The organism is Duganella sp. CF517 (genome assembly GCF_900110275.1).
GTDB lineage: Bacteria > Pseudomonadota > Gammaproteobacteria > Burkholderiales > Burkholderiaceae_D > Rugamonas.
In genome coordinates this window covers 1-22,595 of sequence record NZ_FODC01000008.1, presented here as the reverse complement: position 1 = coordinate 22,595, position 22,595 = coordinate 1, and the positions used below count along the sequence as shown (strand labels likewise).

Below are 22,595 nucleotides of genomic sequence, written 5' to 3'. Positions count from 1 at the left end.
GCACCTGTTAGAAATAGCAAGCCCTATATTTCCAACATAGACATTGCTTCCCTTTCATACCTGTTGGAAATCGATCGTTTTCTAACAGGGTTGTGTGCCTGCTCTTATGTTGCCAATATGGCTACGCTGCCGCATAATTGCATTGCGTCAACCAATTCAACTCAATCTAAGAGGACACCATGCTTAGCTATACGTACCAAGCGGAAAAATTAGCCGATGCCCGACGATATTTAATGCTGCCTCATACGGAAGGAGAAGAGGCGTCGATATCAGAGTGCTTTCATGCGTGCTCGCTTGCTTTCAATAAATTTGACGAGAGCACCCTTAATGACGATGCGCGCATCTGGGTGGCGAAATTGAAGAAACTTATGGATACGAAAGACGTTCCAGCTGCTACGGATGGAAAAGGCCTATGGCATGCCAAGGCACTCGGCTTTACCACCGACGATAAGATTGAACTTTCGACTTTGATTGATGAATTAGCATTCTGGTTCAGCTATAACGACCGATAGTTGCGCCACGTAGTTTGATGAGACGGGGCAGTGTTTCGCTACTCCCTTGCCAGAACAATAAAGGGGTGTTGTTTTGCCACCCCCTTTATCTCCCAGGTCGGGCATCACCAATCCCGAAGAGCGCACGAAGGGAGCGAAGGGAGCACAGAAAAAACAGTGCTCCCTTCGCTCCCTTCGCGCTCCCTTCGACCGTTTATTCGGGAAGGCACCAAATCCAGGCGCCGCCCATGCTGAGCTTCTTGGCCTCGATGCCGAGCGATTTCTTCAGCCGCTTGGCCGCATCCCATGAATGCCCGGCGTCGCGCACCTCGGCCTGTAGCGCCTTCGTGGCCATCTTACCGCCCGCCTCCCGGAGCGTGTCCACCAGCATGCGCTCCAAGTCCTGACGCGCGTCGCCATCCTCGCCGCTTTCGTCGTGCTCCACGTCGCCCAGGATTTCCCGCGCCGTGCCCTCGATGGAGCCGGCCCATACCGCGTGCGTTGCCTCGATGCCGCCGGCGATGGTCGCCAGCTCGAGCGAGTAGGCCACGCCGCCATCGTCGGGCGCGATGTTTGACTTTGCCCGCGCCATCACGCGGCGGTTGCTGCCTTCTTCCTTTGCGGTCACCAGCACCATGCGCGCGAGGGCGCCGAATGCCTGTGAGCCTATCACCCGGTCCTGTGGCGCCTTGCCGGCGCCGCCCTTGGCAAAGTGCGTTATGCCGATGACCGCGCAGCCGTGGGCGTCGGCGAAGTCGACTACCGCCTGCAGACTGCGGCGCACGTCGTTCGCGCGGTGCATGTCGCCGGCCACCGCTGATACGATGGGGTCTATCAGCAGCAGGCTCACGCCGCCGATGGCGTCGACGGCGCGCCGTAGGTCTGGAATATCCTGCGACGGGTCGAACGGTACGCTTTCGCCGTCCTGGGCTATACCCTCGATGAAGTGGCAGCGCGCGAGGTCGGCACCGGACGCAATGAGGCGCGGCACCAGGGTATCGTCGGCCACGTCCTCACTCGACCATATCAGCACATTGCCCTGGGCCGCGCATGCGGTGCCGTCCGGCCAGCGCCCGCCGGAGGTCAGCACGGCCGCCAGCGCGAGGGCAAGCGTGGTCTTGCCGGTACCGGCGGCGCCGGCCAAGATGGTCAGCTTGCCAGCCGGAACCCAGCCAGGCCACAGCCAGGTGATAGGCAGGGGCTTGATGTCGGCGCCGCACCGGATTTTGACGACGCGCTCGCCGCGCTGCATGCCCCTATCGAACGGGCGTGCCGTCTCGCCCTTGCTCTCCAGCTCGATGCGCGCGGCCCGGGCCTCGCTATCTTCCTTACCCAAAGTGAAGCCGGCCATCTGGCCATCCATATGTCCGTCCGCCATCATGGTTCCGCCAGCTTGAGGAAAGCCGTCCGGTTGTGGTCGCCGTCGACCAGCAGCAGGCGGCGCGGCCGGGCCTGATACAGCCGGTCGGACAGCGTGCGCAGCGCGCCGTATCTGGTCAGATTGCCGGGAAAGACCAGTACCACGTCAAGGCCGGCCACGGCGCGGCACTCCATCGCGGTCGGCAAGTTGGCCGGGTCGATTTCGATAGCGTTGCGCTTGGGTGGCAGCATGCCGACGCCCAGCCACAGGACGCCGCCCACCGGCGCGAGGCCAAACTCAGTGCGGATGCGGCCCAGTTCGGCGAGGGTCGTCATGGGCGCTCCCCCGCGACCGCGGTGGACACCAAGCAAATGCCCGGCGCCGACCGTTCCGGCGTGGGTTCAACAAGTGGTCGACTCACTGACACATGGCGGACCACGTCCAACACGTGCCGGCGGACCTCGTGCGCAATGCCGTGGAAGTAGCTGAGTAGCTCCCTGTCATCGGCGCTGAGGTTGTCCACCACCAGACGCAGCGGCCCGGCGGCCGGTTTCTTGCGCGCGCGGGGCGGCTTGGTCGTGGTGCTGGTCATTTCACACCTCCGACCAGGCGCAGCGCCGGCCGGACATGGCGCGGGCAACTTTTGGTCGCCAATGCCATCATCCGCAAAATGTGCTGCTGGGACTCGTCGCATATCTCAGCGTAGTACTTGAGGAGCAACTGCTGGTCGACCGTGAGCGGTGGCGCCGGCGCAGGCTTCAGGCCGGCGGCGCTGCGTGGTTTCTTCGGGGCGGTCATCGCGCACCTCCAGAGATAAGGCGCAATACCGGCGCTGGCCGCGCTGCTGCGGCATCAGCCTCCAACTTCGTCGCCAGTCTTTCCAGCATCTCACACCAACTTTGCTTCCTGTCTGCCGGCAGCCTACGGACCGCGAGAGCGGCGCGGATTTCCAAGGCGCCGAACTCGGCGGCCGGCACCGCCTGCGGTTTGGCGGCGCGGCGCTGGCGCTTCGGCGCGGCCGGCTTGATTTCGACGGGCGCGCTCATGCCGCAACTCCTTGGGCCTGCTGGATGCTCTTGGCGCGACGACCGCGCTTCGGTTTGACGAGACCAGGGAACAGTGCCTTGAATGCCTGAAATTTCTCGTCCCCGCACGCTGCCGCGTATGCATTAAAACTCCTATCCGAATCAGCTTGACCCTTGGCGCTGTGACGGTAGACGTACTCGGCCAGTTCCTTTTTTTTGCGTTTCAGTTCGTAATCGATGAAAGTCTCGCCAATTACTTGCTGGCGCAGACACCACCAATCGACGTCGACGAACAGCTTGCGAGGGCCCTTCGCACCGTCAGGGCGCTCCCGCCTTATCCAGTACTCAAACTTACCTTCGTCCCACCGCAGGTCATCGTAACCCTCTGGCCATTTGATATTCGCTGGGACGATGCCCTCCGCCTCCAGCATAGCGCGCGTGCCTTGAAACTCGGCGATGCCGATGTAACCCAACATGCGGATGGTTGGCTCGGCTGGAATAACTACGAGCGCGCTCATTGAGCATCCTCTTCCTGCGCCAGCGCGATGATGTCGGCTGTGGCCTCACGGATGAGCTCGACGTTGCGCGCCGCGCAGGTGGCGAAGCAATTTGCGGCATTGACCAACGAAACCATCTGCCCGCCAACAGCGGACAGTTCGTCCAACTTCTCGAACGTCGCTTGCAGCAGGTGCGCGATGTCGGCGGCCTGCGCGGCCGCGTCGGATGCGCGCGCCTGGATGTCAAGTAGGACTTTGCTGCCCGGGCGGTCACCGGCGGTATCATGTTCAGCCTTGGCAGCTTCTATAGCAGCGCGCCGCTCGTGGTGCCGGCTCATACCGTCGGTGACGACGCCGTCAGCCTCGAGCTTTTCCGCGACGCGGGCTTTTTGCTGGGCGGTCATGGCGTTGAGCATGGCCTTGATGATGGTGTCGGCGTGGCGCAGCTCGACCAGCAGCGCCGGCGCATTGCCGGTGCCGGCTGTTGCTGTGGTCGGTGGAATGAGTGAATCGAAGCCCTTCTCCCAAGCGGCCAGCAGGTCGGGGAAATTGTCTTCGGTTTCGTATTGCATCACCATTTCAGTCAGGCGCAGCGCCCGCCAGACAACGGACGAAACAGGATGGCGCCGCGTTGCGTTGGTGGTGAGCCAGTCGTTGGCCTTGCCGCAGCCGGTAGCGAACAGCACGGCGGGGGAGAAGTCCGGGCTCATACGGCACCTCGCACCAGTGTGGCCAGGTCGCTGGCCAGTTCGTCGGCGAGGCGGGTCGTCGTGTCGAGCGTGGTTTGCTGGTCGGCGGCCGGCAGCAGGTGGACGGCAGACAGCAGGTTGGCGACGGCCTTGGCCTGCCAGCGCAGATGCTTGATGGTGTCGAGACGGGATTGTTCGGGCGTGAGGGTGCTGTTGACCATGATGGGGCCTCTGTAGGTTCGCGTATAAACCCGTTCCTATCGCCAAATAGGGAGACGGGCACAAGGCGGGGTTGGCGAACCGGAACCTACAGCTACCGGCATGCCCGAAGGCATCCCCACCCAGGCCCGTCATAGAAGGCGTGCAGAGGCAGTACGGACGAAAAAAAGCCGCTCAAGAGCGGTTGTCCGCTGTAGGTTATTCCGAGTCGCCAAACCCGTTCCCCTTTTTCTCGGGGCTTTTTTAGGATAGTCGGCACTGGGTAAACCGTCAAGCACTTTCGCGGGCGTGGTAATTGGATAGATTTCCGATTATCAATTCAAATATACTGTTGGCACTAAACCAATAACCATAATCAGGAAAATCCATGCGCCAAATTATTGCTCTTTCCTTACTGCTCGCTGCTCTAGTCGGTTGCCAACAGTCCTCGTCCTCACCTCCGGCTGCCAAAGCGACCGATGCGGCAGCTGCTTCTAACACAGCGACACCTACCAAATTTGAGATTCGCGACTTCAGCCTTGATGAACAAAAGCAAAGTTATGGAGGCATTATTTACAAAGGTCGTGGCACGCTTGTAACCAAAGACGTCGTGGTCAACAAGGGTAACTACATGGTCTGGGTGACGGCAAAACAGGCCCATAAAAACGATGATGTTTGGAAGGGTCTCGTTCTCATGCATGACGGCATTGGTACCATTGAGACCAGCGACTACCAGTCAAAAGACGAGATAAAGCAAGCGAAATATTACGATTGGAAAATACTCGGCTACGCCGCTCTTAGTTCGGGGGTAATAGAACAGGAGAGCGCCACTGTCGCCAAGTAATAAAAAATCCAAAATCGAAAACGCTGGCGCTGCACGGCCGTTCTGTCGAGACCCCCGATTCAGGGGTGACGACGGCCCGCCCTCAGTTTGAGGATGGGCACCGCCAGGGCGGTTCAGACGCCCCAAGGTTTCGGGGCGTCGACCGCGCAATGCCGTGGATACCGGCATGGATACCAGTCGCTGGATACCACTTTCCACTGGCAACCTGACTGGCAACCGCCGATTGGCAACCGCCGCGCGCGTCGCCGGCAGTGTCGTTTCTGCGAACGATACCCGCAACCGGGACATCTAATTGTGAGCCAGCGTCACAATTAGAAGTCGGTAGCCCTGCGCGCTGCTGAATGCCGTTTTGGTAGAAATTTGCGACCCACTAAAGTAGGCCGCAAAAGCGCCACTGCCGACGAATTTCGTCCGCAGTCGGCGCCGGTATGGGATTTCCCATAGCGCCAGGCGATGCAGGATTTCCTGTATCGGTACCGTGTGCCGAAAACTGGGCAGACGGCGCCCCATCCTTCGCCAGCCCGGCACTGTGCACCTAATGTGTGATTTTCACAGGATTGGACCGGGCCGCAGCCGGCGCCACCACCGGCCGCGCACTAGGTCGCAATACCAGATTTTCCGGTAATGTCGCCCGCTGCTATACCCGGGATTTTCCCGTATTTTCGGCAGGTCGATTCTACATGTGGGATTTTCCCAGATGTACCGGGCGGCGCCACCAGCAACCAGCGAAAGATTCCGCCGGTCGCACAGCACACCTCATTGGCTTGAATGCGATGTCGCGGCCGGCCGGCGCGCCCCTTCATGTTCAGTATCGCGCCGCCGACGGTTAATGTCCTGCATTGCAGGACCTGGGCCGTCGCTCGGGTATTCCCGTTTTCGCCGGAATTTGAGGGCTAAGCAGGACTTCCGGCTTTGAGCATACTCCGGGTTTCCCCGTAGTTTTCATTTTGACAAAACCAAAGGAAATCCGGTAGTTTAAGCATCCCTCAATCTGAGGGGTTACCGCCGCCAGTGGCGGAAGTATCCGGATTGCAGCATCCGGCCCGTCATTGACGGATGGGCGCCGCCAGTCGCACGCCCTCAATCTGAGGAAGTCGGCGATATGCCGCGCGCATTCGACTTTATCGCGCCCCAGCTGCGAACTAAAGTGCGCACCTATACGAGCCGGAATCGTTCGTGAAACAGCAGCTTTTCAGCCCAAAGGTGGCTTGTTTTGCCTATGAAGAGCGGCTTTCTTCGGCGGGGCCGCCCTTGCGCCGAAAACGCGCACCATCCGCGAACCTTCTGCGAACTTATTCGGTTGGTGGCCCCATCTCACTGATAAGATTGCCGTACTTTATCGACAGGAGCTGCAAATGGAACGGCCCGAGTACATAAAGCCGCCGGAGCATGCGAAGGTGAATCAATTCGCCATCCGATGCTTTCGCGATACCGGCGACGCAGATTACATAGCAGCACGGCTCGCAATGAGGGCTCGCCTCGCCATCCCTTTTTTGTGGTCGGCGGAGCAGGCCATTGAAAAGTACTTAAAGTGCATTTTGATGCTCAATCGCCAGAAAACAGGCGACCTAGGCCACAACATTGCAAAGGCGCTGAGAAGAATTAACAGTCGTCTGCCTTTCGAGATTAGGTTGGGAGAGGATGAGCAGCAGGTTTTCGACCATGTGGCTCAATGCGATGGAGACCGATATCTTCTAATGTCCCTCGAACTGGAAGATATCGAGCTAATAATGCTGGACCGTTTGGTTTGGCGCCTGCGGCAATACTGTGAGCCGTTAGATGTCGTTCACTACGCAGATGAACCTAGTGAGGATGTGCTGCTACAAAATGTGCGCCGAATCGCATTGGGATTGGATGGGCCCGCGACAAACGGCCATATCCAAGGGGCACTTCTAGAGCGAGTTTTGGGTGACTCGGAGCACCCGGCGCATGATGCTCTGGTCTGGCAAAACTTAAAATTTTCTCTCAGCGGACAAGAAGGAATTTTGTTCCTCAACAACTTCCAAGCAATCAATGCACCGTTGTTTCTTAATCCTGAGCTTGTCGACGTGGTAGCAAAATGGATGCATGTCCCTGACGAGACCAAGAAAAAGGCGCGGCGACTTGCAACGCTTCGTGAAGCTGAAAGAAAGAAGCAGGAACGTCAGGCACGGGGCGGAAAGCCGCCATCTTAATTGGACTTCTCTTTAAGCGGCCTCGCGTGCTGCCTGCTCGATGATGCGCGCCGCCAATTCGAAGTTGCCCATCGCTTCGGCCTGCGCGGCCACCCGGTCCAATACGCGGAGGCGGTAGGCTTGGCAGGCGATGGGGATGTCGTCCAGCTCGGCCAGCAGCTTGCCGCGCGTTTCGTAGAACATGGCCCGCCACCGGGCGCCCAGTCGTGCGCCGGCGCGCCGCTCGGGATGCCACGCCTCGATGCGCTGGCGGGTCAGCACTAGGCCGAAATTTACTTTGACGGCTGCCGCCACCTGTTCAGGGGAGTCATAGCAGGCGAGAGCAGCAACGATATAGGCGCATACGTGGCCGGGTAGGGTCGTCATGGTTAAAATCCGTCAAGGCAGGTCAAGCTAAAAGTTGGTCATCGGCGCCCGCCAGCAGCACCACGGTGCCATCCACATCGATGACATCGGCGGCCTGCAGGTGTCCGCGCTGCTTCGCACAGACCCTGGCCAGCGCGCGCAAGGCGGCCAGTTCCTTGCGCTTCAGTTCGGTGACTTGGCGCCCGGCCTCGCTCTGCTGGATGCTTCGCTGCAGGCTCCAGCCATCATCACCGCCGGCCTTGAGCTTGGCGTCGAGGCGGCGCTTTTCCTTCCCGACGGCCAGCCGGCGCGCGTGGGCGGTGTGCCACAACAGCGCGGCATTTGTCAGTTCTCGGTCGTTCATCTCATCTCCGTTTACCCGGCAAGGCCATTTATCGCGCCGTGGCGACGCGAAAAGACTATGCGGGTGTGGTTGGGCCTGCCGGGCAGCGAAAGCCGCTCAGCGGGCCGCTTGGCTTAGTCAGCCACCTTGCCGCCGCCCGTGACGTACTTGGCACGCTCTTGGGGGTTCAGGGTGTCAAAGGTGGCTCGGGTGATGCTTCCGGAAGGTGGCGCAGGCGGGGCCGCGCTGGCGACATCCGCAATACGCCCACCGCCGGTGATGTACTTGGCGCGGGCGGCCGGCGGCATTGCGTCGAAAGCAGCGCGCGTTACGGTGCCGCCTTTCCCTGGCTGCTCGCCCGGAGCTTGGGCGGCCCCCGGCGCTCCCACATCTTTCAGGAGCATGCTTTTATTCGGGTACCGGTCGATGAGCTGGCCCAGCGCTTCGTCAAACGTCGCCACTTCGCCCGGGCGGCTGCTGGAATATTCCTTGATGCCGTGCTTGTCCAGAGCCACCAACTTGCCGCCTTGGATATCGAAATGGCTGCCGAATGACGCGGCGATGATGTCGGCCGGGAGCTTCAAGCGCGACATCACAGGCGACGCCTCGAAATGCTTGCTCAGCGCCAGCTTGAAGGCGGCAGCACCGTCGATTTCCCGCTCGGTGCCGTCGGCCATGACGTACAGCGGCACGCCGTTTTTCAGGATGGCGTGCTTGCCGTCTGGGGTGGTTTTGATTTTCATGGTGGTTTTGACTTTCTGTTCGAGTTCCCGGAATGCCGCCGGGCCGGCTTTGGTCGTGGGTATAGTTGACAGGCTCCGCACGGCGGGCCGGTGGCCTGTACGAACTCGCCCAGGTCAACGCACCAGGTTTCGGCCGGCTGCTCGTCGTCGCGGTGGCGGTGGTAGTCGTCCTCCGCTTCCGGCACCATCCCCCGCTGGGGGCTCGGATGTCCGCCCCCAGCGGGGGAGCACCGGTGTGCGTCGGCTTGGCCGGCCTGTTGGTCGACCTGCTGAGTTTTGAGCAGGTCGCCGCCGGCTGAGGGGGTGTCTCCAGAATTGGGGATGCCCTCCGCGTGGGCCTGCCCAACGTTGGGCACACCTGCAGGGGGTGCTAAATCTGCGCCCCCTTTGGAGATGCATCCACTTTTGGACACATCTTTGTGCGTACGCATTCCGTTCGCACACGGCGCGCTTGTGGCGACGAATATCGTCGGCACAAACTTTCTGGCAATCCTCGGGTCGGTGGCGCTGAGCTTCGGACGCGGCGTGCACGAAGGCTCGCAGGCATCGGCCTGGTGGTGGACCAGCTCGACGTATTGCGTCGCCTTGGCCTGGCCGGTGGGCGGCGAGGAGATGCGCGCAAAACTGCTCACATCGTCGGCGCCGACCTGGTGCTGCTCGCCCAGCCGGACGAAATTCGTACGTTTGGCTGGCCCGGTGATCGACGGTTGGATGTCTTGAAACATCAAGGCATCTAGCTGACCCGAATTTTCGGGTGAGTGCTGCCGACCTAAATCACCCGGAATCTGGGTGGAATGCCTGCGGGTACCGGCGGCGGCGGCCTGGTGGTGGTCGACCGCAGGGGTGTCCAGCTGGCGGACGGGCCGGGGGGGGTCGGATAATTTTCCGGCACTGGCCTGCTCCGCCAAACTGACGGTCTGAAGCGACGCCGGCGAGGCTGCGGCAGGCTGGCGATTCGCCGCGGTGTGTTTGCGCCGGGCTGGTGTGGTGCTGGTGCTGGTTGGCGCGGCCTGGCCGGTGGTGGATGGCTCGGAGGTCGCCTGAGTTCCCGGGAGGGTGTCGGCTGCTGCAGGGGTGTGCTGCGGCGTCAGCAGGCCGTCGGCCGGGTGCTGGTGGTTGGTAGCCTGAATGCCGGCTGATTGCGGTGAAATATTGGGCGTGGAAATCGGAAGTCCTAACAGAGCATAGGACATTTTATTTTCAGCTCCCAAACCGGGCGCCATGTCAGTGCCAAAATCTCCTAAAGTGGATTTCGTGAAACCCCTATTAGGGCTTTCGGAGCGCACCTTCCGGGTCATCGTCGCGACGAACGAGCCTTTGACCGGCGGTGCCGGCATGGCCAGGCCTAGCGCCAGCAAGAGCGGTTCAGGGTTTCTAGCGTGTGCGACCAGCAGCGCATCGATGGCGCCGTCGGTCAAAGCGCTGTTCGATTGCAGGGTGACGCGCAGCAGCGCTATGGCGGCGGCGCGCTCGGTGGCGCTGTGACGCTTCTTCGCCGCAAGCATGCGCAGGCCGTATTGTTTGGCGACCTGGTCGTGGAAATCCTTTTGCATCGCCTTCATGGTCGCGCGGTTGCCCAGCAGCTCGGAGCCCACCAGCTTGCCGCCCCGGACCGGGAGCAAGACAAGGTGCAGGTGCGGGCTGCTTTCGTCGTTATGAAGGATGGCGCTCAGTAGCGGCACGCCGTAGTGCTGCTGGGCCCACGTCGTCGCGGCGCGGAAGTATGCCAGGTGGTCGATGGCCAAGCCGGCCGGAAGGCTTACGACAATCTCAATGCCCAGCGTCGCATTTTTACGGGGCGCCACGATGCCATGCTCCCGCATCGCGTCGCGCGCCGCGCTGGCCACGCCGTCAGCGGTGGCCGGGCCGTGCAGGGTCACGTTCAGATGGATGCGGCTAGGGTCAATGCCGCTCTCAGCGCCAATGCCGATTTCAGCCTGTAGCTCCCGGGCGTTGTGGCGCATCACGTTGAGGATGACCGCATCTGCGCAGCTGGCGCGCGTGGTCTTCACGCTCAGCGGCTTGACGGCCAGGAAGTGGGCATCCTGCATTACGAACACCCGCGCACCAAGCTGGCCAGCAAGGTCGCCAGCAGCATCAGGACAGGAGGAGGTGGCGGCGGCGCAGCCGGCAGCAGCGCTAGCACGGCGCCCAAGGCGATAGCGCGGCGCATTACAGCTCGCCCCACAACCGCCCCTGACGGGGGTCTTGCTTGCGCAGTTTATTGCGGATGGCGTTCTTCTTTGCGGCTTCGGCCTTGCACTTGCCGGCAAGCTTGCGGCGATCGATGCTCGCCGCTTTTACGCCGTCCACCCATTCGCGTGCGCCAAGGTCAAACGCCTTCCCGATGGCGGACTTTGGCAACCAATACGCTGTCACCCACGATTCGCGGCCGTCATTGGTGCCGGTTGCAACATCGTGGCGGTCAATCGTCCAGCCGTAGCGCTGTTCGAGGCGGCAGACGAACGCGGCCAGCCTGGTGGTGCTCATGGAAAAAACGCTGTCCATGCTCGTGATGGTTTTCGATTCCATCAGCGCGGCGAGGACGCCGGCAATTACAGTATTGCGTCGCTTTGGGAACGTTCCTGGTGTAGAATCGCGCTTGTCTGGGGCGCTCTCATCGTTAATTTCGGTGGGGGCGTTTTTCATTATGCCTCCGCGCTCAGCGCGCGGGCGACGCCGGCCAAGGGCCACATCAGCATTTTGCCGCGCTTGATGGGACGCACGCCGTAGCACTCGCCGGTGAGGCAGTGATTTTTCAGAACCGTTTGGGTGGCGCGGCACATGGCGCGCGCAAACTCGGCGGTGGTAATGTGGTCACGACCCTGGGCGACGATGGCCAAGGCAGGCGGGAGAGAAACTAGTTGCATGTGATGCACTCCTAATCAGCCCGTTTTCACGGTATGAGTGCATCATTTCCGGCTTGTTGATTTTCTCCGATAGCAGAGCGCTATAGCGCGCCTTATCTCGCCTTAGACCGCCCTATCGCGCTTGTTTCGGCGGTTGCGCAGCCGGTCGCAGAGTTGTTTGAAGGTTAGGATATCCGGCTCCCCTGTCGCACGGTGAGTATCGCCGCGATACTGAATACCTTCGGCCACGTATCCAATCATGGCGCCATGTTTTATCTCGGCCAGCTTCGATAACTCCGTCCACACCGGTCTATTTTCATCGCTATCCGCTCTCTCTATCGCATACTCAATCTCGGCAGTGAGAACGCGTACCCGCGTCGTGGTTACGTGTAGTGTCCGCTTAAACGCGGGCGCAGTAGCGCGCAATTCTGACAGCACTGACCGTTCCGCCGCCTCGGCCGAGCCGCCGTTATATTCTTCTTCTGTAATTGTCGGCCTTCCAAGTAATCTACGTAGACGATTTTCATCCACCAGCGCAAAATCCGCTTGGTCGTCGCCGTAGGACCGAGTACTCATGCAGACCACGGCGTCTCGCAGCTCACCGGACAGCATTAGGCCGGAGCGCTCCATGAGAATGACTGCATCGCCAGGGTGAACGTAGTCAGGAAGGCCCTCGGCCTTCATGGCCATAAGGATGCGACGGCGCAATGCGTTCTCACTTGACGCCTGCGCACGAACCGGCGCCTCCACCATTTCATCAACTCCCCACGCCCGGAGTTCTGCCAGTTCTGCGTAGCGCAGCGACTGCGCGGCTTCATCCGGACGGATACCGTATGTTTCGTAAAGTACGTCGTGGTCATGCTCGAGCGCATCTCGTACAAAGATGGCAGCGATTCCTAGCATATCTTTTGCGCGGCTAGGGTTGCAGCAAGCAGGCATAGGCTCGGCGCCAGCCACATCATCCGTGTCTTCCATTGGCACCCCTTCAGGTGTCGCCTTCAAAAATAGGTGCCACACCCGGCCGATGAAGGAGTCGGCGTTCGACCGCTAAGTCTAGAGTGTGGCGTAAATCGTGCCTGATGTGGTCAGGCGGCCGGCACCAGGCGCAAAGCTGCTGGCGCTGGTTGGAACTGGATGCCGGCTTGCTCTAGCATCCACTCCTCTATTTTAATGTGCCACTTGCGCAGCAAGTCCAGGGGACGGCGGATGTAATTCTGTTCGCGGACTCCTTGGGGCGCATGCCCTTGAATCTGTGCAGCGATGCCGGCCGGCGTCTCGGTCCACTCGCTCAGCGTTGCGAAGCTCCGGCGCAGCCCGTGCAAGGTCAGATGTGGCAGGCCGGCGGCGGCCACTGCCTCGTTATGGGCGATGCGTGGCTCGGCCAGCTTGCCCGATTCGGCGCTGGGACTGCTGAATACCCACTCATTCCGGCGCGGAAGCGCGGCCAGCAGGTGCGCAACGTAGGCCGTCAAGGGTACCATCCGAAAGTCCGCCACCTTGTCGCCCAGCTTCATGCTGCCCCACTGAAAGTCGACGTCGACCCAGCGCAGCCCGGCCACCTCCTCCCGCCTGGCGCCAGTCATCAACAGTGTTTGCAGGTAAGCCGCGATAACTGGATTGCCGATTCTCCGCACTGCTTCAAACCACGCGGCCAATTGCTCACGCTGCAGCAAGTCGTGTTTTACCTTGGGCTTGCCCAGCGTCTCGCGCGCCTTAGCGCTCTTTGCTGCGTTTGTGGTCACGACAGCAGCATAATCAGGGTGCGCCGCGCACCAATTCAAACAGGCTTTCAACAGGCGCATGGCGAGCCGCCCACTCGACGGCCGGGCCAGCGCTTCTAGCTTCGCCCATGCTTCGAGGCGCGCGCTATTGAGGTCGACCAAGCGGAGTCCAGCCAGCGACGCGAGCGGCCCCGGTTCGGTTAGTTTCGGGCTGCGCTTGCGCTTCTCTCCGCCGGCCTGAATGATTTTTCGATGGGCGTTAATTTGGTGTTCGCCCCAGTACGGTGTGCGCTCCGCCACATAGACCGACCAAACAGCGCCCAACGTTATAGAGTCTCGAAGCTCGTCGGCCGCAGCTGTCGCCTTGGCTTCGGCTTGGGTGGCCAGCTGCTCGGCACGCACCTGGCGGGGGTCGATATCTTTGTCGGTGTCCGCTTTGTATCGCGTAGCCTCGGCCTGGGCTTTAGCGACCGTCCAAGTGCGCACGTCGCCAATAGTGATGCGCAACGTTTTGCCGTGCAGTCGCGTCTCGAATATATAGGAGCGCGCGCCGGCGGCGGTCACGCGCAGGCCCAGCCCGGGCGTTTTCGCATCCCAAAGGATGCTCTGCTGCTTGCCGGCGTCGCATTGAAACGTTGCGACCCTGTCGGCTGTGAAATTGACTTTCGCCACCTGCTGACTCCCCCGTGTAGGCGCCATGTAGGCACTGTGTAGGCAGATTCTAGCAAATTAAGGGAAACCATCGGGAAGTTTCGATGTACCGCAAACAGCGAAAATGCCGTTTTCTCCTATGAGCGAGGCTGTTTGGGGCATCAATGGGAAATCATGGAAAACACAATTCCCAGCGATTTGTAATCATCAGGTGGCCAGTTCGAAACCGGCAGTCGGCACCAGCAAAATCAAACACTTAGCCCAGCCCTCACCGGCTGGGCTTTTTGTTTTGTGCGTCGCGTATGTAGCTGATAGTATCTGCTATACGGATAAATTACTCGGCGGCCTTCTCGCCTCGGCACAAGCCCTGGAACGGATGTCGGCGGTCTAAGCGATCACTTGCCCGCCCGGCGGCCCCGTTCCATATTCCGCCGCTTACTCGACGGCGTTATTCCAAACGATGCTGCCCGGCTCGGGACAAACCCACGATTCCTGCAGGCGTTGCCGGATTTCCGCAAGGCTCTGGTTGACCAGCATCTTGCTATCGCGGAACACTGGTACCAGCGCTCCGCCATTGGCCTCTTCTTCCGTCTGACGCTCGTAGAGCACGAACTTGTCGCCTTCCCGCTCCACCCGCAGCAGCCCGCGTGCCGACTTCTTGGTGCCGTTGTCGGTCGCAGGATCTTTGTAGATCTCCACCGACTCGTCGCCAACCTGCGCGTAGATGGCCTTCATCGCCCAACCGAAATTGTCCCGGGTAAGCATGTTGTAGGTGAACGAGCCGATACCGAACACCACGTTGCAGGACGCGAAATCCTTGGCCGCGAGGCGCTGCAGGATGCTCAGCGCGCGCTGAAGCGTGATCGAATCGCCGTAGATCAAGCCGACGTGCGAGTCGAGAACCTTGAAACCCTTGCTGGTCGTGGTGCCGCCGAAAATATCCCACAAACATTCGACGGCGCCTTTGCGTTCCGCGTCGGTAATCCGTTCGCCGCTCGCGCGCACGACGTACGAACCGTCGTCCTGGCGCGTTATTTCGTCGTCGGTGTAACCGGTCAGTATCAACACCGGATCGCCGGAGTCGGGGCGGAACACCACTTTGGCGTTGCCCAGCGCATCCTGTTTGCGGGCCAGGATTTCCGGCTTGAGCGCTTTCGCAATCACCGTGATGACGTTCCAGAAATCGAAGGTGTCGCTGACGATCGACACCATGCCCACAGGGTAATCCTTGCTGACGAATTCGCGCATGATTTCCAGCTCGGCCAGGCGGCGCAGCGCTTTCTCGTCTTTGTCGGCATTCGAGGGCTCGGCCGCCAGACGTTGTTGCGTCAACAGAATGCGCAGCGCCATTACGCTGTGCTCGGAGGCGGGAATCGAGCCGCCGACCAGTTCTTTTTCGGCATCGGCGCCGTAGAAGTCCTCCAGATAGTCGATCGCCGGAATGGTGTCGGTGCCGGTAAAGGACAGCAAGTGCGCCGCGCCACAACGCATCGCGTCATGGACGCCGCTCATGCCGCGCATCGAGAAGTCGTGCCCCTGCCAACCGATGAAGTCTTCCGGGGCGCCGGTCATCCTGGCGAAGTATGTCAGCAGTTTGCGGAACTCGAAGGCAATGGTGGCGACGGTCGACGGCTTCCAGTTCTCGCAGCTGAACAGCGTTTCGAAGTACGTGGCGATCCACGGGAATTGCTCGTTGGTGCTGATGAACAAAACCGGCGGGACTTTGATATCGACCCGCGAGCCCTCCGGCAATGAGCGTATCTCCAGCGGCAGATAACCGAGCGCGTGCAACGCTTCGAGGCTGTCGACCGGCACCACGCCCGGACCAAGCGCGGTATCCATGCGGCGCTGGTATTTGCGCACAGCCAACTGCTGGGGCTTGTTGAAGAATTCGTTGTTAAACACGTCGACCAGGTATTCCTGGATGAAGCCCTGCAGGCCGAACCAGACGACCTTGTGATCGAACAGGCCGGGCAATACCGGCGCGTACTTGTCGGAGCGCGGCGTGAAGTTGGCCACCAGTTTTTTGGTCTCGCGCGGATACATCGGTGGGTGGCCCGTCTTGTAAAAGTCCGCGAGGTTGAATGGGATCAGATTGTTCTTTTCAGTGCGTTCCGGTGCGTTCATACCAAAGCTCCTTGAGTAATGGTGGTCAACTTGTCGTTGAGGTTGGAAGTGTTCCAGTTGTAGGCGGTGAAGATGCGTTGGTAGTAAAGATTGAGTTCTTCAAAACCTTTACTGAAAATGCCGTGCGTCACGTAAAGGTAGCGTGGTTGTTGGGAGACTTCGGCCAGCGCCTTGCCCAACTCGACAAAGGTTCGGCCGCCATCGCAAATATCGTCAACCACCAGGATGGGGAGATGCGGCAAGTCGCTCGATACGGAGGTGCCGGAGATTCGCCCGGTCTTGGTATCGCGCACTTTGTCGGCGAAAGCGATATGTTCGACGCCAAGTTTCTTGGCCAGCTGCTGCACGCGCTTTCTGGCGCCGGCATCCGGAGCCAGCAGGGTGACGCCGCGTGCGAAGGCCGGCTGCTGCAATACTTCCGCCAGCATGACCGAGGCATCGACCACGTTGACCCGATCAAGCAGGGCCGGCACCACATCGCTGTGCGGATCGGCGATCGTCACGCTGGCGTAGGCTTGAGCATTGATCAGGTCGCAAAACACCCTAGCACTCAGCGCTTCGCCGGGATTGCAGACGCGGTCCTGCCGGGCGTAGGGCACATAAGGCATGTTCAAGTGCAGCGGTACATTCGGCATCACGCGGCGCACGGCATCCGTCAGCAACAACAGCTGCATGACCGTGTCGGCCGTCCTCAGCCACGCGTTGATACGGACGCCGGCGACGGACTTGGTGTCGGCAACGAAGGCGTCCGGCAGCACGACCTGGCTTTCCCCGCCCGCAAAGGTGAAGACGCGCGGCTCCAGCGTGACCGCGCGGCGAGTTTCCTCGGTGTAGAGCGATGTAATAGTGAGCATGGCAATAGCCTTTTATTTAAAGTCAAAATGCAACTAAGTAAAACCTGATTAAACCCGAAAGTCGCACCACATCGAGGTCACTTAGTGGTGAAACGCAATTAAGTATAACGCAACCAATCCTGAAGGCAAGCGAATTCTTCGCTCAACCGAAAGATTTCCCAAACAACATGAAGTCCTTGAGCTTGTACAATCTGGCCGGCCGCTGGGCGCCCGTCAGAAATTCTTCCGTGGGTTCCACAACATCCCACGCTTCGATCTTGCGTCTGAAGTTGGACTTCTCCAACGTCGTCATCAAAATCGCTTCATACGTGGCTTGCAACTGGGACAACGTGAACTTCTCCGGCAGCAGGCAACATGGCAAGGTCGAATAACTGGATTTGTTGCGCACGCGGCTCACGGCGGCGGCGATGATATCGGTGTGGTCGAACGCCAATTGGGGCAAGTGATCGACGCCGTAAAAATGAAACGAGTTGGGACTCGCCGCTTCCAGCTCCTCCACCGGCACCAGCGCAAGATAGGCCAGGGAGATCGACCAACTACGCGCATCACGGTGCTTGCCGGAAAACCACTGTAACTGTTCGAGGTAACGCGGCTGAAAACCGGTTTTGTCATTCAAAACGCGCGCGACTGTGGCTTCGGTGGATGCATCCTCGTCCACGTGAACCACACCGCCGGGCAACGCCAACATTCCTTCGTCCGGTGCCTTGTCACGGCGGTGCAACGCAACTTGTAGCTCGCCTTGACGGAGTGTCAGTAAAACGGCATCGACAGTGACAAGAGGTAAGGCAAAGTTCATGGGGATCGCTCGCTAATGTTAGTGGCATATTGCAACTAACAAGTGAACGTGTCAAGTGGAATAAATCGTTTCGGAGACCAACAAAACGAGGCGGCGCCACGAAGTCTCGCTCCGGCCGGCCGCGCCGCCCGCAAGCTTGCTACAATCAACCCATGCGACATTTACTTGCCATGTTCATCGCGCTGGTCTTTGTGCTGCACAGCTCCGTGCTGGCGGCTGCGCCCGCTCGCATGTGCTGCAAGAGCGCCGATTGCCCGGTGACGCAATGCGTCTCAAGCGATTGTTTGCCGACCGCGATGCCCGCCATTGCCACCGATATCGCCCTGCCCGCGCCGGCGCCGACGCGGCTGGCAGCGCACGCCCCCGCCACGGCCATGTCTCCGGCACCAGCGAAAGATGTCTGGTGCCCGCCTGATTAGCACGCCGAAGTGATGTCACCAACAACTCAACTTCTGGCTAATAAAGGAAACACCATGAAATCAATCATTATCAAAGCAACTGCCGTGACGGCCATCCTGTTGGCTTCGGCTGGCGCTTATGCGGCGACCACCATGGACTGCTGCGTCAGTCTGGAATGCTGCATGAAGATGCTCTCCTGCTGCTTCTAACAGGTAGCAACTAAAAAAGGCCCGCCAGCGGGATGTCGCTGGCGGGCCTTTGCCAACCAATGAAGTGATCTAAAAGTACTGGTTCTCCCAAGTGAGCAGATCGAGCCGCCAATGCTTTTGCCGGAACGAAGATACTTGCGCGCCTTGCGCTAGCGCGAAAAAAGCACAAGTCAAAGCAGTCGCAAGGCAAAAGACGGCATCACGCTAGCTCCTTTTTTTTACGATCCGCCACCGATTATCGTCTTGAATTCCGCTGGCTTGTTGCGCACGCTCGGTACGCCAATTTCAAACCCGATTGCATAAACGACCTCATGAGCGATGGTGACTATGTTGATATGCTCATACTCTTGCGACAACGCCCACTCGCGGAGGACGGTATGAAAGTGAATCTGCAATTTGCAGTCGTCGCCAAGCGCGAGGCTTTAGCTACCTAGCACCTAGAGCACCGTGGAGGCAGCCGGAGCGGCACCCACCCGTGGCTCAATCGCCGCCAACGTCTCCGCCAGCTCCAAGGTAAGCGTCGCCAGCTGCGGCCTTACCGCGTCCAGCTCGCCGGCGTCGGCCAGTTGCTCGATCCGCGCGCAACGCGCACGCAATGCATCCGCTCCAAGAAACGCGGCCCCGCCCATCAGGCTGTGCGCGGCCAGCGCGACCGCGGCGCCATCGCCGTCGTCCAGCCCCTGCCACACAGCAGTCAGCAGGCGCGGCCCTTCGATCACGAACGCCGAGCGCATGGCGCGCTGCAGCTTGGCGTCCACTTCCGGCGTCCGCAGGGTGGCGGCCGGCAACTCCGCCACGCCGAACATGTCGTCCAGCTCGCTCAGCGCCGGCGCGCCGGCCGCCATGGCGCGCTGCTCGCCGATCAACGGCCTGCCGTTCGCCAGCAGCGCCTCCAGCTGGCGGGCGATCTCGGTGTGCAAGGCGATCTCATCGATCGGCTTGGCGAGGAAGCCGCTGGCGCCGGCCGCCAGGAAGCGTTGCCGCTCATCCGCCGTCGCGTTGGCCGTCAGCGCGATCACCGGCACCGCCGCGTCGCGTACGCCGTCCAGCCCGGCGCGCAGCCGCTGCAGGGCGGCCCTGCCGTCCATGCGCGGCATGCGGCCGTCCATGATCACCAGGTCGTAGTCGCGCGCGGCCAATTCCTCCAGCGCCGCCAGGCCATCCTCGACGATGGTGAGGGTGTGGCCCATATTGCTCACCAGCTCGGTCAAGATCACCTGATTGGTGCTGCCGTCCTCGGCGCACAGCACGGCCAGGCGGGCGGCGTGCGGACGGCGCGCCTCCTCGACCGGCACGGCCACCGGCGCGCCAGGTTCCAGCGGCAGATGCACGCGGAACACGCTGCCGAAGCCGGGTTCGCTGATCGCCTCGATGCGTCCGCCCATCGCGCCGACGATGTTCTTGCAGATGGCCAGCCCCAATCCGGCGCCGCCGTATTTGCGGGACGTGGCGGCGTCGGCCTGCTCGAACTTCTGGAACAGCCGGCCGAGCGCCTCGGCCTCGATGCCGATGCCGGTGTCGCGCACGGTCAGGACGATGCCCCGCCCGCCGTCTTGCGCCACGCTCACGCGCACTTCGCCGCGCTCGGTGAACTTGACGCCGTTGCCGACCAGGTTCACCACCACCTGCCGCAGCCGCGTCGGATCGCCGCGCCACCAGGCCGGCATCCCGGGATCGAACTCGGCGATGAGCGAGACGCCCTTGGCCTCGGCGCGCTCGGCCAGCAGGCCGACGACGTCGCCCAGCAAGCCGGCCAGGTCGAAGTCCAGCACCTCCAGCGGCATCTTGCCCGCCTCCAGGCGCGAGAAGTCGAGAATGTCGTTGATGATTTGCAGCAGCACCTCGGCGTTGCTCAGGCTCAGGCGCAGCTTGTCGCGCGTGTTGGGCGCCACGCCGGCGTCCTTCATCGCCGAGCGCAGCATGCCGATGACGCCGCCCAGTGGCGTGCGCACCTCGTGGCTGATCATCGCCAGGAAGTCGCTCTTGAGCTGGTTCGATACTTCCGCCGCGCGCTGCGCCGCCAGCGATTCGGCCTGGCTCGCCTGCGAGGCGCGCAGGTCCGCCTCGCGCGCGTGCAGGGTGGCGATTTGCGCCTCCAGCACTTGGCGGTAGCGGGTTTCGTTGTCGTGGCTGCGGGCGTGGATGACGCGCTGGCGCGCCAGCGCGCCGTCCAGCCCGTGCAGCAGATAGGTGCACGAGACCGTCAACACGGAAGCGACCAGCAGGAAATTGACGCTCAGGGTGAACCAGTGCGCCAGCGGGCCGACCTTCACGACGGCCAGGCCCGGCTCTATGCCGCCGAGGTAGCCGGCCAGGAATAGGGTGGCGCCGCACCACAGCAGCGCCACCAGCGCGGCCCTGCTGCCGATCAGCACCGTGCACAGCACCGGGACCGCCAGCAAATAAATCTGCGACAACGGTCCAAGCGAAAACAGCAGCACCACGGCGATCAGATAAACAATGCCCAGCAATGCGCCGGCCCGCAGCTGGTAGCCGATATCGCGCCGGTAGTGCAGCCAGCCGATGCCGGCCAGCGCGACGATATCGGTCGCCACCAGTGGCAAGCGGCCTTGCTTGGCCGCTGCCCACATGCTGGGCAAAAAGGCCACCAGGCCGAGCCAGAAGGCGGCGGCGCACAAGCCGTTCAGCAGCCGGTTGCGCCAGCCCTGCAGGTCCTGGTCGCCGTGCTCGGGGCGCTCCATGCTCCGGTACAAGGCGGCGCGCAGTGCGCGCACCGGTGGACTGTCTATCAAGGGGGCTCTCGCAGTAAGTAGAATTGGCGCGATTCTACTACTTTCCGTCACCTATTAATATTTCGCTATGATGATTTCGACGGCGCCGACGGCGGCCCTCAGCGCTGCGCCGGGACGAATTCCTCCATCACCGCCGTGCGCAGCCAGGCCGGCGGCACCAGCCCCCTGCGCCAGGATGAATTCGTTGAAGGCCTGGCGCTTGAACTTGTGCCGCAGCGACACCTCGGCCGCCTGGCGCGTTGCCATCAGCCGCTGATGGCCGTAGCTCGGGGCCGGCCGCCGGCGGGCGTCCTCAGTTCTGCACCGGATAATTCTTGACGAATTCGGCCAGCCGGCGCGTCGAGTTCTCGCCCCACCATTGCCACACCGCCTCGACCCGTTCCGGGTTGCGCGCGAAATAGGCGTTGCTGGCCGATAGCCACAAGGTCGATTTGCGCACGGGGATGGCCAGCCGCATCAACGCGGCGCCGTGGCGCGCGGCGATGACGGCGTCCAGCGCCTCGATATTGGCGATCGAGATGGCGAAGCCGTCGGCGCGCCTGATCGCCACCTTGTCCATGTTACTGTAGGCGTCGGGCGCGCCGCCGTCGACCTTGAAACCCTCATCCCTGAGCTGTTCGCCCAGCGGCGAGCCCTGGTTGGTGACCAGCGTGTGGGTCATGAAATAATCGCGCGTATTGAGATCTGCCGGCAGGCCGTCGCCGGCGCGGACATACACCACCGCCGTCATCCGCATGCCGCGCCGCGCGTCGAGCTGGCCGGCCTTCATCGGCAACGCGGAATATGGTTCTTCACCATCGCGCAAGTCGACCGGCGCCAGATCGACGCTGCCGCTGATCAGCGCTAGCCGGATCCTGGCCGCCGGCAGGCGCACCAACTCGGCCGTGCAGCCGACGCTGCGCACGGCCAGCCGAAGCAGATCGGCCCCCGCGCCGGCAATCTCCGGCACCACCGCGCCGTTGCCGAAGTAATACGGCGGACGCTCCCGATCGGGATAGGCGACGCGGATGACGCACTCGCTGGCGCAAGACTGACCACACAACAATAGCAAGGCAGCGGCGAGCGTCGTCAGGTTCATGCAAGACTCCGGTTGACACGCTTGAGTATAACGTCACAAAGCGGGCTTCGATCATTCGAAGCCCGCCATGTACATTTTTACGACGCTTAGGATTGAGCAAACGCAAGGAAGTCGGCGTTGAACTTCTCTTTATGCGTGTCGGTCAGGCCGTGCGGCGCGCCGGGGTAGACGATCAGCTTGGCGCCTTTGACGATGGCGGCCGAGGCCTTGCCGGCGGCGTCGATCGGCACGATCTGGTCGTCGTCGCCGTGGATCACCAGCGTCGGCTTGTCGAACTTTTTCAAGTCTTCGCGGAAATCGGTCTCCGAGAACGCCTTGATCGAGTCGTAGGTGTTTTTGTGGCCGGCCTGCATGCCTTGCGCGTACCAGGCGTTGATGATGCCTTGCGACGGCTTGGCGCCGGGACGGTTGTAGCCGTAGAACGGGCCCGAGGCGATGTCCAGGTACAA

Annotated in this window: 31 protein-coding genes; 7 read left to right on the top strand and 24 right to left on the bottom strand. The window is 61.4% G+C overall.

The annotated features are described in order from the left end of the window. Window positions 1–179 precede the first annotated feature (179 nt). Window positions 180–512 (top strand): hypothetical protein, encoded by a 333-nt coding sequence (locus BMX85_RS25560; protein ID WP_143068072.1) that lies wholly within the window; start codon window positions 180–182, stop codon window positions 510–512. Between the two features lie 193 nt (window positions 513–705). Here BMX85_RS25560 and BMX85_RS25555 read toward each other — a convergent pair whose 3' ends face one another. From BMX85_RS25555 to BMX85_RS25520, 8 genes are read right to left on the bottom strand one after another with little or no spacing between them, the layout of a single operon-like run. Further along, on the bottom strand, window positions 706–1,872 hold the full coding sequence (locus BMX85_RS25555; protein ID WP_229210666.1) for an AAA family ATPase: 1,167 nt from the start codon (window positions 1,870–1,872) through the stop codon (window positions 706–708). Next, entirely contained in the window at window positions 1,869–2,186 is a 318-nt protein-coding gene (locus BMX85_RS25550; protein WP_090325506.1) for a hypothetical protein, read from the bottom strand. The genes BMX85_RS25555 and BMX85_RS25550 overlap by 4 nt, the downstream gene beginning before the upstream one ends. After that, window positions 2,183–2,443 (bottom strand): hypothetical protein, encoded by a 261-nt coding sequence (locus tag BMX85_RS25545; RefSeq protein ID WP_090325505.1) that lies wholly within the window; start codon window positions 2,441–2,443, stop codon window positions 2,183–2,185. Before BMX85_RS25545 ends, BMX85_RS25550 begins: the two co-directional genes overlap by 4 nt. Continuing rightward, window positions 2,440–2,649: a hypothetical protein gene (locus BMX85_RS25540; RefSeq protein WP_090325502.1), complete on the bottom strand. Its 210-nt coding sequence runs from the start codon at window positions 2,647–2,649 to the stop codon at window positions 2,440–2,442. Before BMX85_RS25540 ends, BMX85_RS25545 begins: the two co-directional genes overlap by 4 nt. Further along, on the bottom strand, window positions 2,646–2,897 hold the full coding sequence (locus tag BMX85_RS25535; protein WP_090325500.1) for a hypothetical protein: 252 nt from the start codon (window positions 2,895–2,897) through the stop codon (window positions 2,646–2,648). Before BMX85_RS25535 ends, BMX85_RS25540 begins: the two co-directional genes overlap by 4 nt. Continuing rightward, the gene (locus BMX85_RS25530; protein WP_090325498.1) at window positions 2,894–3,394 is read right to left on the bottom strand and encodes a hypothetical protein; all 501 of its coding nucleotides are present in this window, start codon (window positions 3,392–3,394) and stop codon (window positions 2,894–2,896) included. The genes BMX85_RS25535 and BMX85_RS25530 overlap by 4 nt, the downstream gene beginning before the upstream one ends. Beyond that, window positions 3,391–4,083, bottom strand: coding sequence for a hypothetical protein (locus BMX85_RS25525; protein WP_090325496.1), 693 nt, complete (start codon window positions 4,081–4,083; stop codon window positions 3,391–3,393). The genes BMX85_RS25530 and BMX85_RS25525 overlap by 4 nt, the downstream gene beginning before the upstream one ends. Then, window positions 4,080–4,283, bottom strand: coding sequence for a hypothetical protein (locus BMX85_RS25520; protein ID WP_090325494.1), 204 nt, complete (start codon window positions 4,281–4,283; stop codon window positions 4,080–4,082). The genes BMX85_RS25525 and BMX85_RS25520 overlap by 4 nt, the downstream gene beginning before the upstream one ends. A 365-nt stretch (window positions 4,284–4,648) precedes the next feature. On the opposite strand from BMX85_RS25520, the gene BMX85_RS30260 reads away from it, so the two are divergent. From BMX85_RS30260 to BMX85_RS25510, 3 genes are all read left to right on the top strand, one after another. Then, on the top strand, window positions 4,649–5,104 hold the full coding sequence (locus BMX85_RS30260; RefSeq protein ID WP_143068071.1) for a hypothetical protein: 456 nt from the start codon (window positions 4,649–4,651) through the stop codon (window positions 5,102–5,104). 166 nt (window positions 5,105–5,270) lie between these two features. Beyond that, a complete protein-coding gene (locus tag BMX85_RS31355) occupies window positions 5,271–5,396 on the top strand; it encodes a hypothetical protein (RefSeq protein ID WP_255372398.1) in 126 nt (41 codons plus the stop codon). A gap of 1,063 nt (window positions 5,397–6,459) precedes the next feature. Continuing rightward, window positions 6,460–7,278 (top strand): hypothetical protein, encoded by an 819-nt coding sequence (locus BMX85_RS25510; RefSeq protein ID WP_177196886.1) that lies wholly within the window; start codon window positions 6,460–6,462, stop codon window positions 7,276–7,278. Window positions 7,279–7,290: 12 nt separating this feature from the next. Here the strand turns inward: BMX85_RS25510 and BMX85_RS25505 are convergent, their stop codons facing one another. The 9 genes from BMX85_RS25505 to BMX85_RS25470 form a co-directional block, all read right to left on the bottom strand. After that, window positions 7,291–7,644: a DUF2280 domain-containing protein gene (locus BMX85_RS25505; RefSeq protein ID WP_090325491.1), complete on the bottom strand. Its 354-nt coding sequence runs from the start codon at window positions 7,642–7,644 to the stop codon at window positions 7,291–7,293. 22 nt (window positions 7,645–7,666) lie between these two features. Beyond that, complete coding sequence (locus tag BMX85_RS25500; protein WP_090325489.1) at window positions 7,667–7,987, bottom strand: hypothetical protein; 321 nt, start codon at window positions 7,985–7,987, stop codon at window positions 7,667–7,669. 113 nt (window positions 7,988–8,100) lie between these two features. Continuing rightward, window positions 8,101–8,709, bottom strand: coding sequence for a DUF6651 domain-containing protein (locus BMX85_RS25495; RefSeq protein ID WP_090325487.1), 609 nt, complete (start codon window positions 8,707–8,709; stop codon window positions 8,101–8,103). Next, complete coding sequence (locus BMX85_RS25490) at window positions 8,706–10,760, bottom strand: plasmid recombination protein (protein WP_090325485.1); 2,055 nt, start codon at window positions 10,758–10,760, stop codon at window positions 8,706–8,708. Before BMX85_RS25490 ends, BMX85_RS25495 begins: the two co-directional genes overlap by 4 nt. After that, window positions 10,760–10,882: a hypothetical protein gene (locus BMX85_RS31350; protein WP_255372397.1), complete on the bottom strand. Its 123-nt coding sequence runs from the start codon at window positions 10,880–10,882 to the stop codon at window positions 10,760–10,762. Before BMX85_RS31350 ends, BMX85_RS25490 begins: the two co-directional genes overlap by 1 nt. Then, window positions 10,882–11,358, bottom strand: a complete 477-nt coding sequence (locus BMX85_RS25485) for a helix-turn-helix domain-containing protein (protein ID WP_090325483.1) — start codon at window positions 11,356–11,358, stop codon at window positions 10,882–10,884. The genes BMX85_RS31350 and BMX85_RS25485 overlap by 1 nt, the downstream gene beginning before the upstream one ends. Next, window positions 11,358–11,579 (bottom strand): hypothetical protein, encoded by a 222-nt coding sequence (locus BMX85_RS25480; protein ID WP_090325481.1) that lies wholly within the window; start codon window positions 11,577–11,579, stop codon window positions 11,358–11,360. Before BMX85_RS25480 ends, BMX85_RS25485 begins: the two co-directional genes overlap by 1 nt. A gap of 102 nt (window positions 11,580–11,681) precedes the next feature. Beyond that, the gene (locus BMX85_RS25475; protein WP_090325479.1) at window positions 11,682–12,533 is read right to left on the bottom strand and encodes a hypothetical protein; all 852 of its coding nucleotides are present in this window, start codon (window positions 12,531–12,533) and stop codon (window positions 11,682–11,684) included. 110 nt (window positions 12,534–12,643) lie between these two features. After that, a complete protein-coding gene (locus BMX85_RS25470; RefSeq protein WP_090326069.1) occupies window positions 12,644–13,951 on the bottom strand; it encodes a tyrosine-type recombinase/integrase in 1,308 nt (435 codons plus the stop codon). Window positions 13,952–14,069: 118 nt separating this feature from the next. On the opposite strand from BMX85_RS25470, the gene BMX85_RS30815 reads away from it, so the two are divergent. Next, window positions 14,070–14,321 (top strand): hypothetical protein, encoded by a 252-nt coding sequence (locus BMX85_RS30815; protein WP_143068070.1) that lies wholly within the window; start codon window positions 14,070–14,072, stop codon window positions 14,319–14,321. A gap of 44 nt (window positions 14,322–14,365) precedes the next feature. On the opposite strand, the gene BMX85_RS25465 is transcribed toward BMX85_RS30815, so the two are convergent. From BMX85_RS25465 to BMX85_RS25455, 3 genes are all read right to left on the bottom strand, one after another. Beyond that, a complete protein-coding gene (locus BMX85_RS25465; protein ID WP_090325477.1) occupies window positions 14,366–16,057 on the bottom strand; it encodes a nicotinate phosphoribosyltransferase in 1,692 nt (563 codons plus the stop codon). Next, entirely contained in the window at window positions 16,054–16,911 is an 858-nt protein-coding gene (locus BMX85_RS25460; protein WP_090325475.1) for a phosphoribosyltransferase family protein, read from the bottom strand. The genes BMX85_RS25465 and BMX85_RS25460 overlap by 4 nt, the downstream gene beginning before the upstream one ends. Before the next feature lie 142 nt (window positions 16,912–17,053). Then, a complete protein-coding gene (locus tag BMX85_RS25455; protein WP_090325472.1) occupies window positions 17,054–17,707 on the bottom strand; it encodes an NUDIX hydrolase in 654 nt (217 codons plus the stop codon). 152 nt (window positions 17,708–17,859) lie between these two features. Between BMX85_RS25455 and BMX85_RS30250 the strand changes: the two genes are divergently transcribed. Both BMX85_RS30250 and BMX85_RS31345 read left to right on the top strand, forming a co-directional pair. Beyond that, entirely contained in the window at window positions 17,860–18,126 is a 267-nt protein-coding gene (locus BMX85_RS30250) for a hypothetical protein (RefSeq protein ID WP_143068069.1), read from the top strand. Between the two features lie 54 nt (window positions 18,127–18,180). Then, entirely contained in the window at window positions 18,181–18,315 is a 135-nt protein-coding gene (locus BMX85_RS31345) for a hypothetical protein (protein WP_255372396.1), read from the top strand. Between the two features lie 437 nt (window positions 18,316–18,752). Here BMX85_RS31345 and BMX85_RS25445 read toward each other — a convergent pair whose 3' ends face one another. From BMX85_RS25445 to BMX85_RS25430, 4 genes are all read right to left on the bottom strand, one after another. Then, window positions 18,753–21,068, bottom strand: coding sequence for an ATP-binding protein (locus tag BMX85_RS25445; RefSeq protein ID WP_143068068.1), 2,316 nt, complete (start codon window positions 21,066–21,068; stop codon window positions 18,753–18,755). A 54-nt stretch (window positions 21,069–21,122) separates the two neighbouring features. After that, window positions 21,123–21,314, bottom strand: coding sequence for a hypothetical protein (locus tag BMX85_RS25440; protein WP_090325467.1), 192 nt, complete (start codon window positions 21,312–21,314; stop codon window positions 21,123–21,125). Between the two features lie 46 nt (window positions 21,315–21,360). Then, window positions 21,361–22,146, bottom strand: coding sequence for a hypothetical protein (locus BMX85_RS25435; RefSeq protein ID WP_143068067.1), 786 nt, complete (start codon window positions 22,144–22,146; stop codon window positions 21,361–21,363). An 86-nt stretch (window positions 22,147–22,232) separates the two neighbouring features. Beyond that, a partial coding sequence (locus BMX85_RS25430) for an alpha/beta fold hydrolase (RefSeq protein ID WP_143068066.1) occupies window positions 22,233–22,595 on the bottom strand: 363 nt, incomplete at its 5' end.

Excerpts from the sequence above, each read along its gene's own strand:
- BMX85_RS30260 (WP_143068071.1), top strand. The coding sequence starts at position 4,649 with ATGCGCCAAATTATTGCTCTTTCCTTACTGCTCGCTGCTCTAGTCGGT.
- BMX85_RS25495 (WP_090325487.1), bottom strand. The coding sequence starts at position 8,709 with ATGAAAATCAAAACCACCCCAGACGGCAAGCACGCCATCCTGAAAAAC.
- BMX85_RS31355 (WP_255372398.1), top strand. The coding sequence starts at position 5,271 with ATGGATACCAGTCGCTGGATACCACTTTCCACTGGCAACCTGACTGGC.
- BMX85_RS25485 (WP_090325483.1), bottom strand. The coding sequence starts at position 11,358 with ATGAAAAACGCCCCCACCGAAATTAACGATGAGAGCGCCCCAGACAAG.
- BMX85_RS31345 (WP_255372396.1), top strand. The coding sequence starts at position 18,181 with ATGAAATCAATCATTATCAAAGCAACTGCCGTGACGGCCATCCTGTTG.
- BMX85_RS25435 (WP_143068067.1), bottom strand. The coding sequence starts at position 22,146 with ATGAACCTGACGACGCTCGCCGCTGCCTTGCTATTGTTGTGTGGTCAG.
- BMX85_RS25535 (WP_090325500.1), bottom strand. The coding sequence starts at position 2,897 with ATGAGCGCGCCCGTCGAAATCAAGCCGGCCGCGCCGAAGCGCCAGCGC.
- BMX85_RS25510 (WP_177196886.1), top strand. The coding sequence starts at position 6,460 with ATGGAACGGCCCGAGTACATAAAGCCGCCGGAGCATGCGAAGGTGAAT.
- BMX85_RS31350 (WP_255372397.1), bottom strand. The coding sequence starts at position 10,882 with ATGCGCCGCGCTATCGCCTTGGGCGCCGTGCTAGCGCTGCTGCCGGCT.
- BMX85_RS25520 (WP_090325494.1), bottom strand. The coding sequence starts at position 4,283 with ATGGTCAACAGCACCCTCACGCCCGAACAATCCCGTCTCGACACCATC.
- BMX85_RS25555 (WP_229210666.1), bottom strand. The coding sequence starts at position 1,872 with ATGATGGCGGACGGACATATGGATGGCCAGATGGCCGGCTTCACTTTG.
- BMX85_RS25525 (WP_090325496.1), bottom strand. The coding sequence starts at position 4,083 with ATGAGCCCGGACTTCTCCCCCGCCGTGCTGTTCGCTACCGGCTGCGGC.
- BMX85_RS25465 (WP_090325477.1), bottom strand. The coding sequence starts at position 16,057 with ATGAACGCACCGGAACGCACTGAAAAGAACAATCTGATCCCATTCAAC.
- BMX85_RS25440 (WP_090325467.1), bottom strand. The coding sequence starts at position 21,314 with ATGGCAACGCGCCAGGCGGCCGAGGTGTCGCTGCGGCACAAGTTCAAG.
- BMX85_RS25455 (WP_090325472.1), bottom strand. The coding sequence starts at position 17,707 with ATGAACTTTGCCTTACCTCTTGTCACTGTCGATGCCGTTTTACTGACA.
- BMX85_RS25475 (WP_090325479.1), bottom strand. The coding sequence starts at position 12,533 with ATGGAAGACACGGATGATGTGGCTGGCGCCGAGCCTATGCCTGCTTGC.
- BMX85_RS25545 (WP_090325505.1), bottom strand. The coding sequence starts at position 2,443 with ATGACCAGCACCACGACCAAGCCGCCCCGCGCGCGCAAGAAACCGGCC.
- BMX85_RS25500 (WP_090325489.1), bottom strand. The coding sequence starts at position 7,987 with ATGAACGACCGAGAACTGACAAATGCCGCGCTGTTGTGGCACACCGCC.
- BMX85_RS30815 (WP_143068070.1), top strand. The coding sequence starts at position 14,070 with ATGAGCGAGGCTGTTTGGGGCATCAATGGGAAATCATGGAAAACACAA.
- BMX85_RS30250 (WP_143068069.1), top strand. The coding sequence starts at position 17,860 with ATGCGACATTTACTTGCCATGTTCATCGCGCTGGTCTTTGTGCTGCAC.
- BMX85_RS25550 (WP_090325506.1), bottom strand. The coding sequence starts at position 2,186 with ATGACGACCCTCGCCGAACTGGGCCGCATCCGCACTGAGTTTGGCCTC.
- BMX85_RS25460 (WP_090325475.1), bottom strand. The coding sequence starts at position 16,911 with ATGCTCACTATTACATCGCTCTACACCGAGGAAACTCGCCGCGCGGTC.
- BMX85_RS25540 (WP_090325502.1), bottom strand. The coding sequence starts at position 2,649 with ATGACCGCCCCGAAGAAACCACGCAGCGCCGCCGGCCTGAAGCCTGCG.
- BMX85_RS25530 (WP_090325498.1), bottom strand. The coding sequence starts at position 3,394 with ATGAGCGCGCTCGTAGTTATTCCAGCCGAGCCAACCATCCGCATGTTG.
- BMX85_RS25480 (WP_090325481.1), bottom strand. The coding sequence starts at position 11,579 with ATGCAACTAGTTTCTCTCCCGCCTGCCTTGGCCATCGTCGCCCAGGGT.
- BMX85_RS25560 (WP_143068072.1), top strand. The coding sequence starts at position 180 with ATGCTTAGCTATACGTACCAAGCGGAAAAATTAGCCGATGCCCGACGA.
- BMX85_RS25490 (WP_090325485.1), bottom strand. The coding sequence starts at position 10,760 with ATGCAGGATGCCCACTTCCTGGCCGTCAAGCCGCTGAGCGTGAAGACC.
- BMX85_RS25505 (WP_090325491.1), bottom strand. The coding sequence starts at position 7,644 with ATGACGACCCTACCCGGCCACGTATGCGCCTATATCGTTGCTGCTCTC.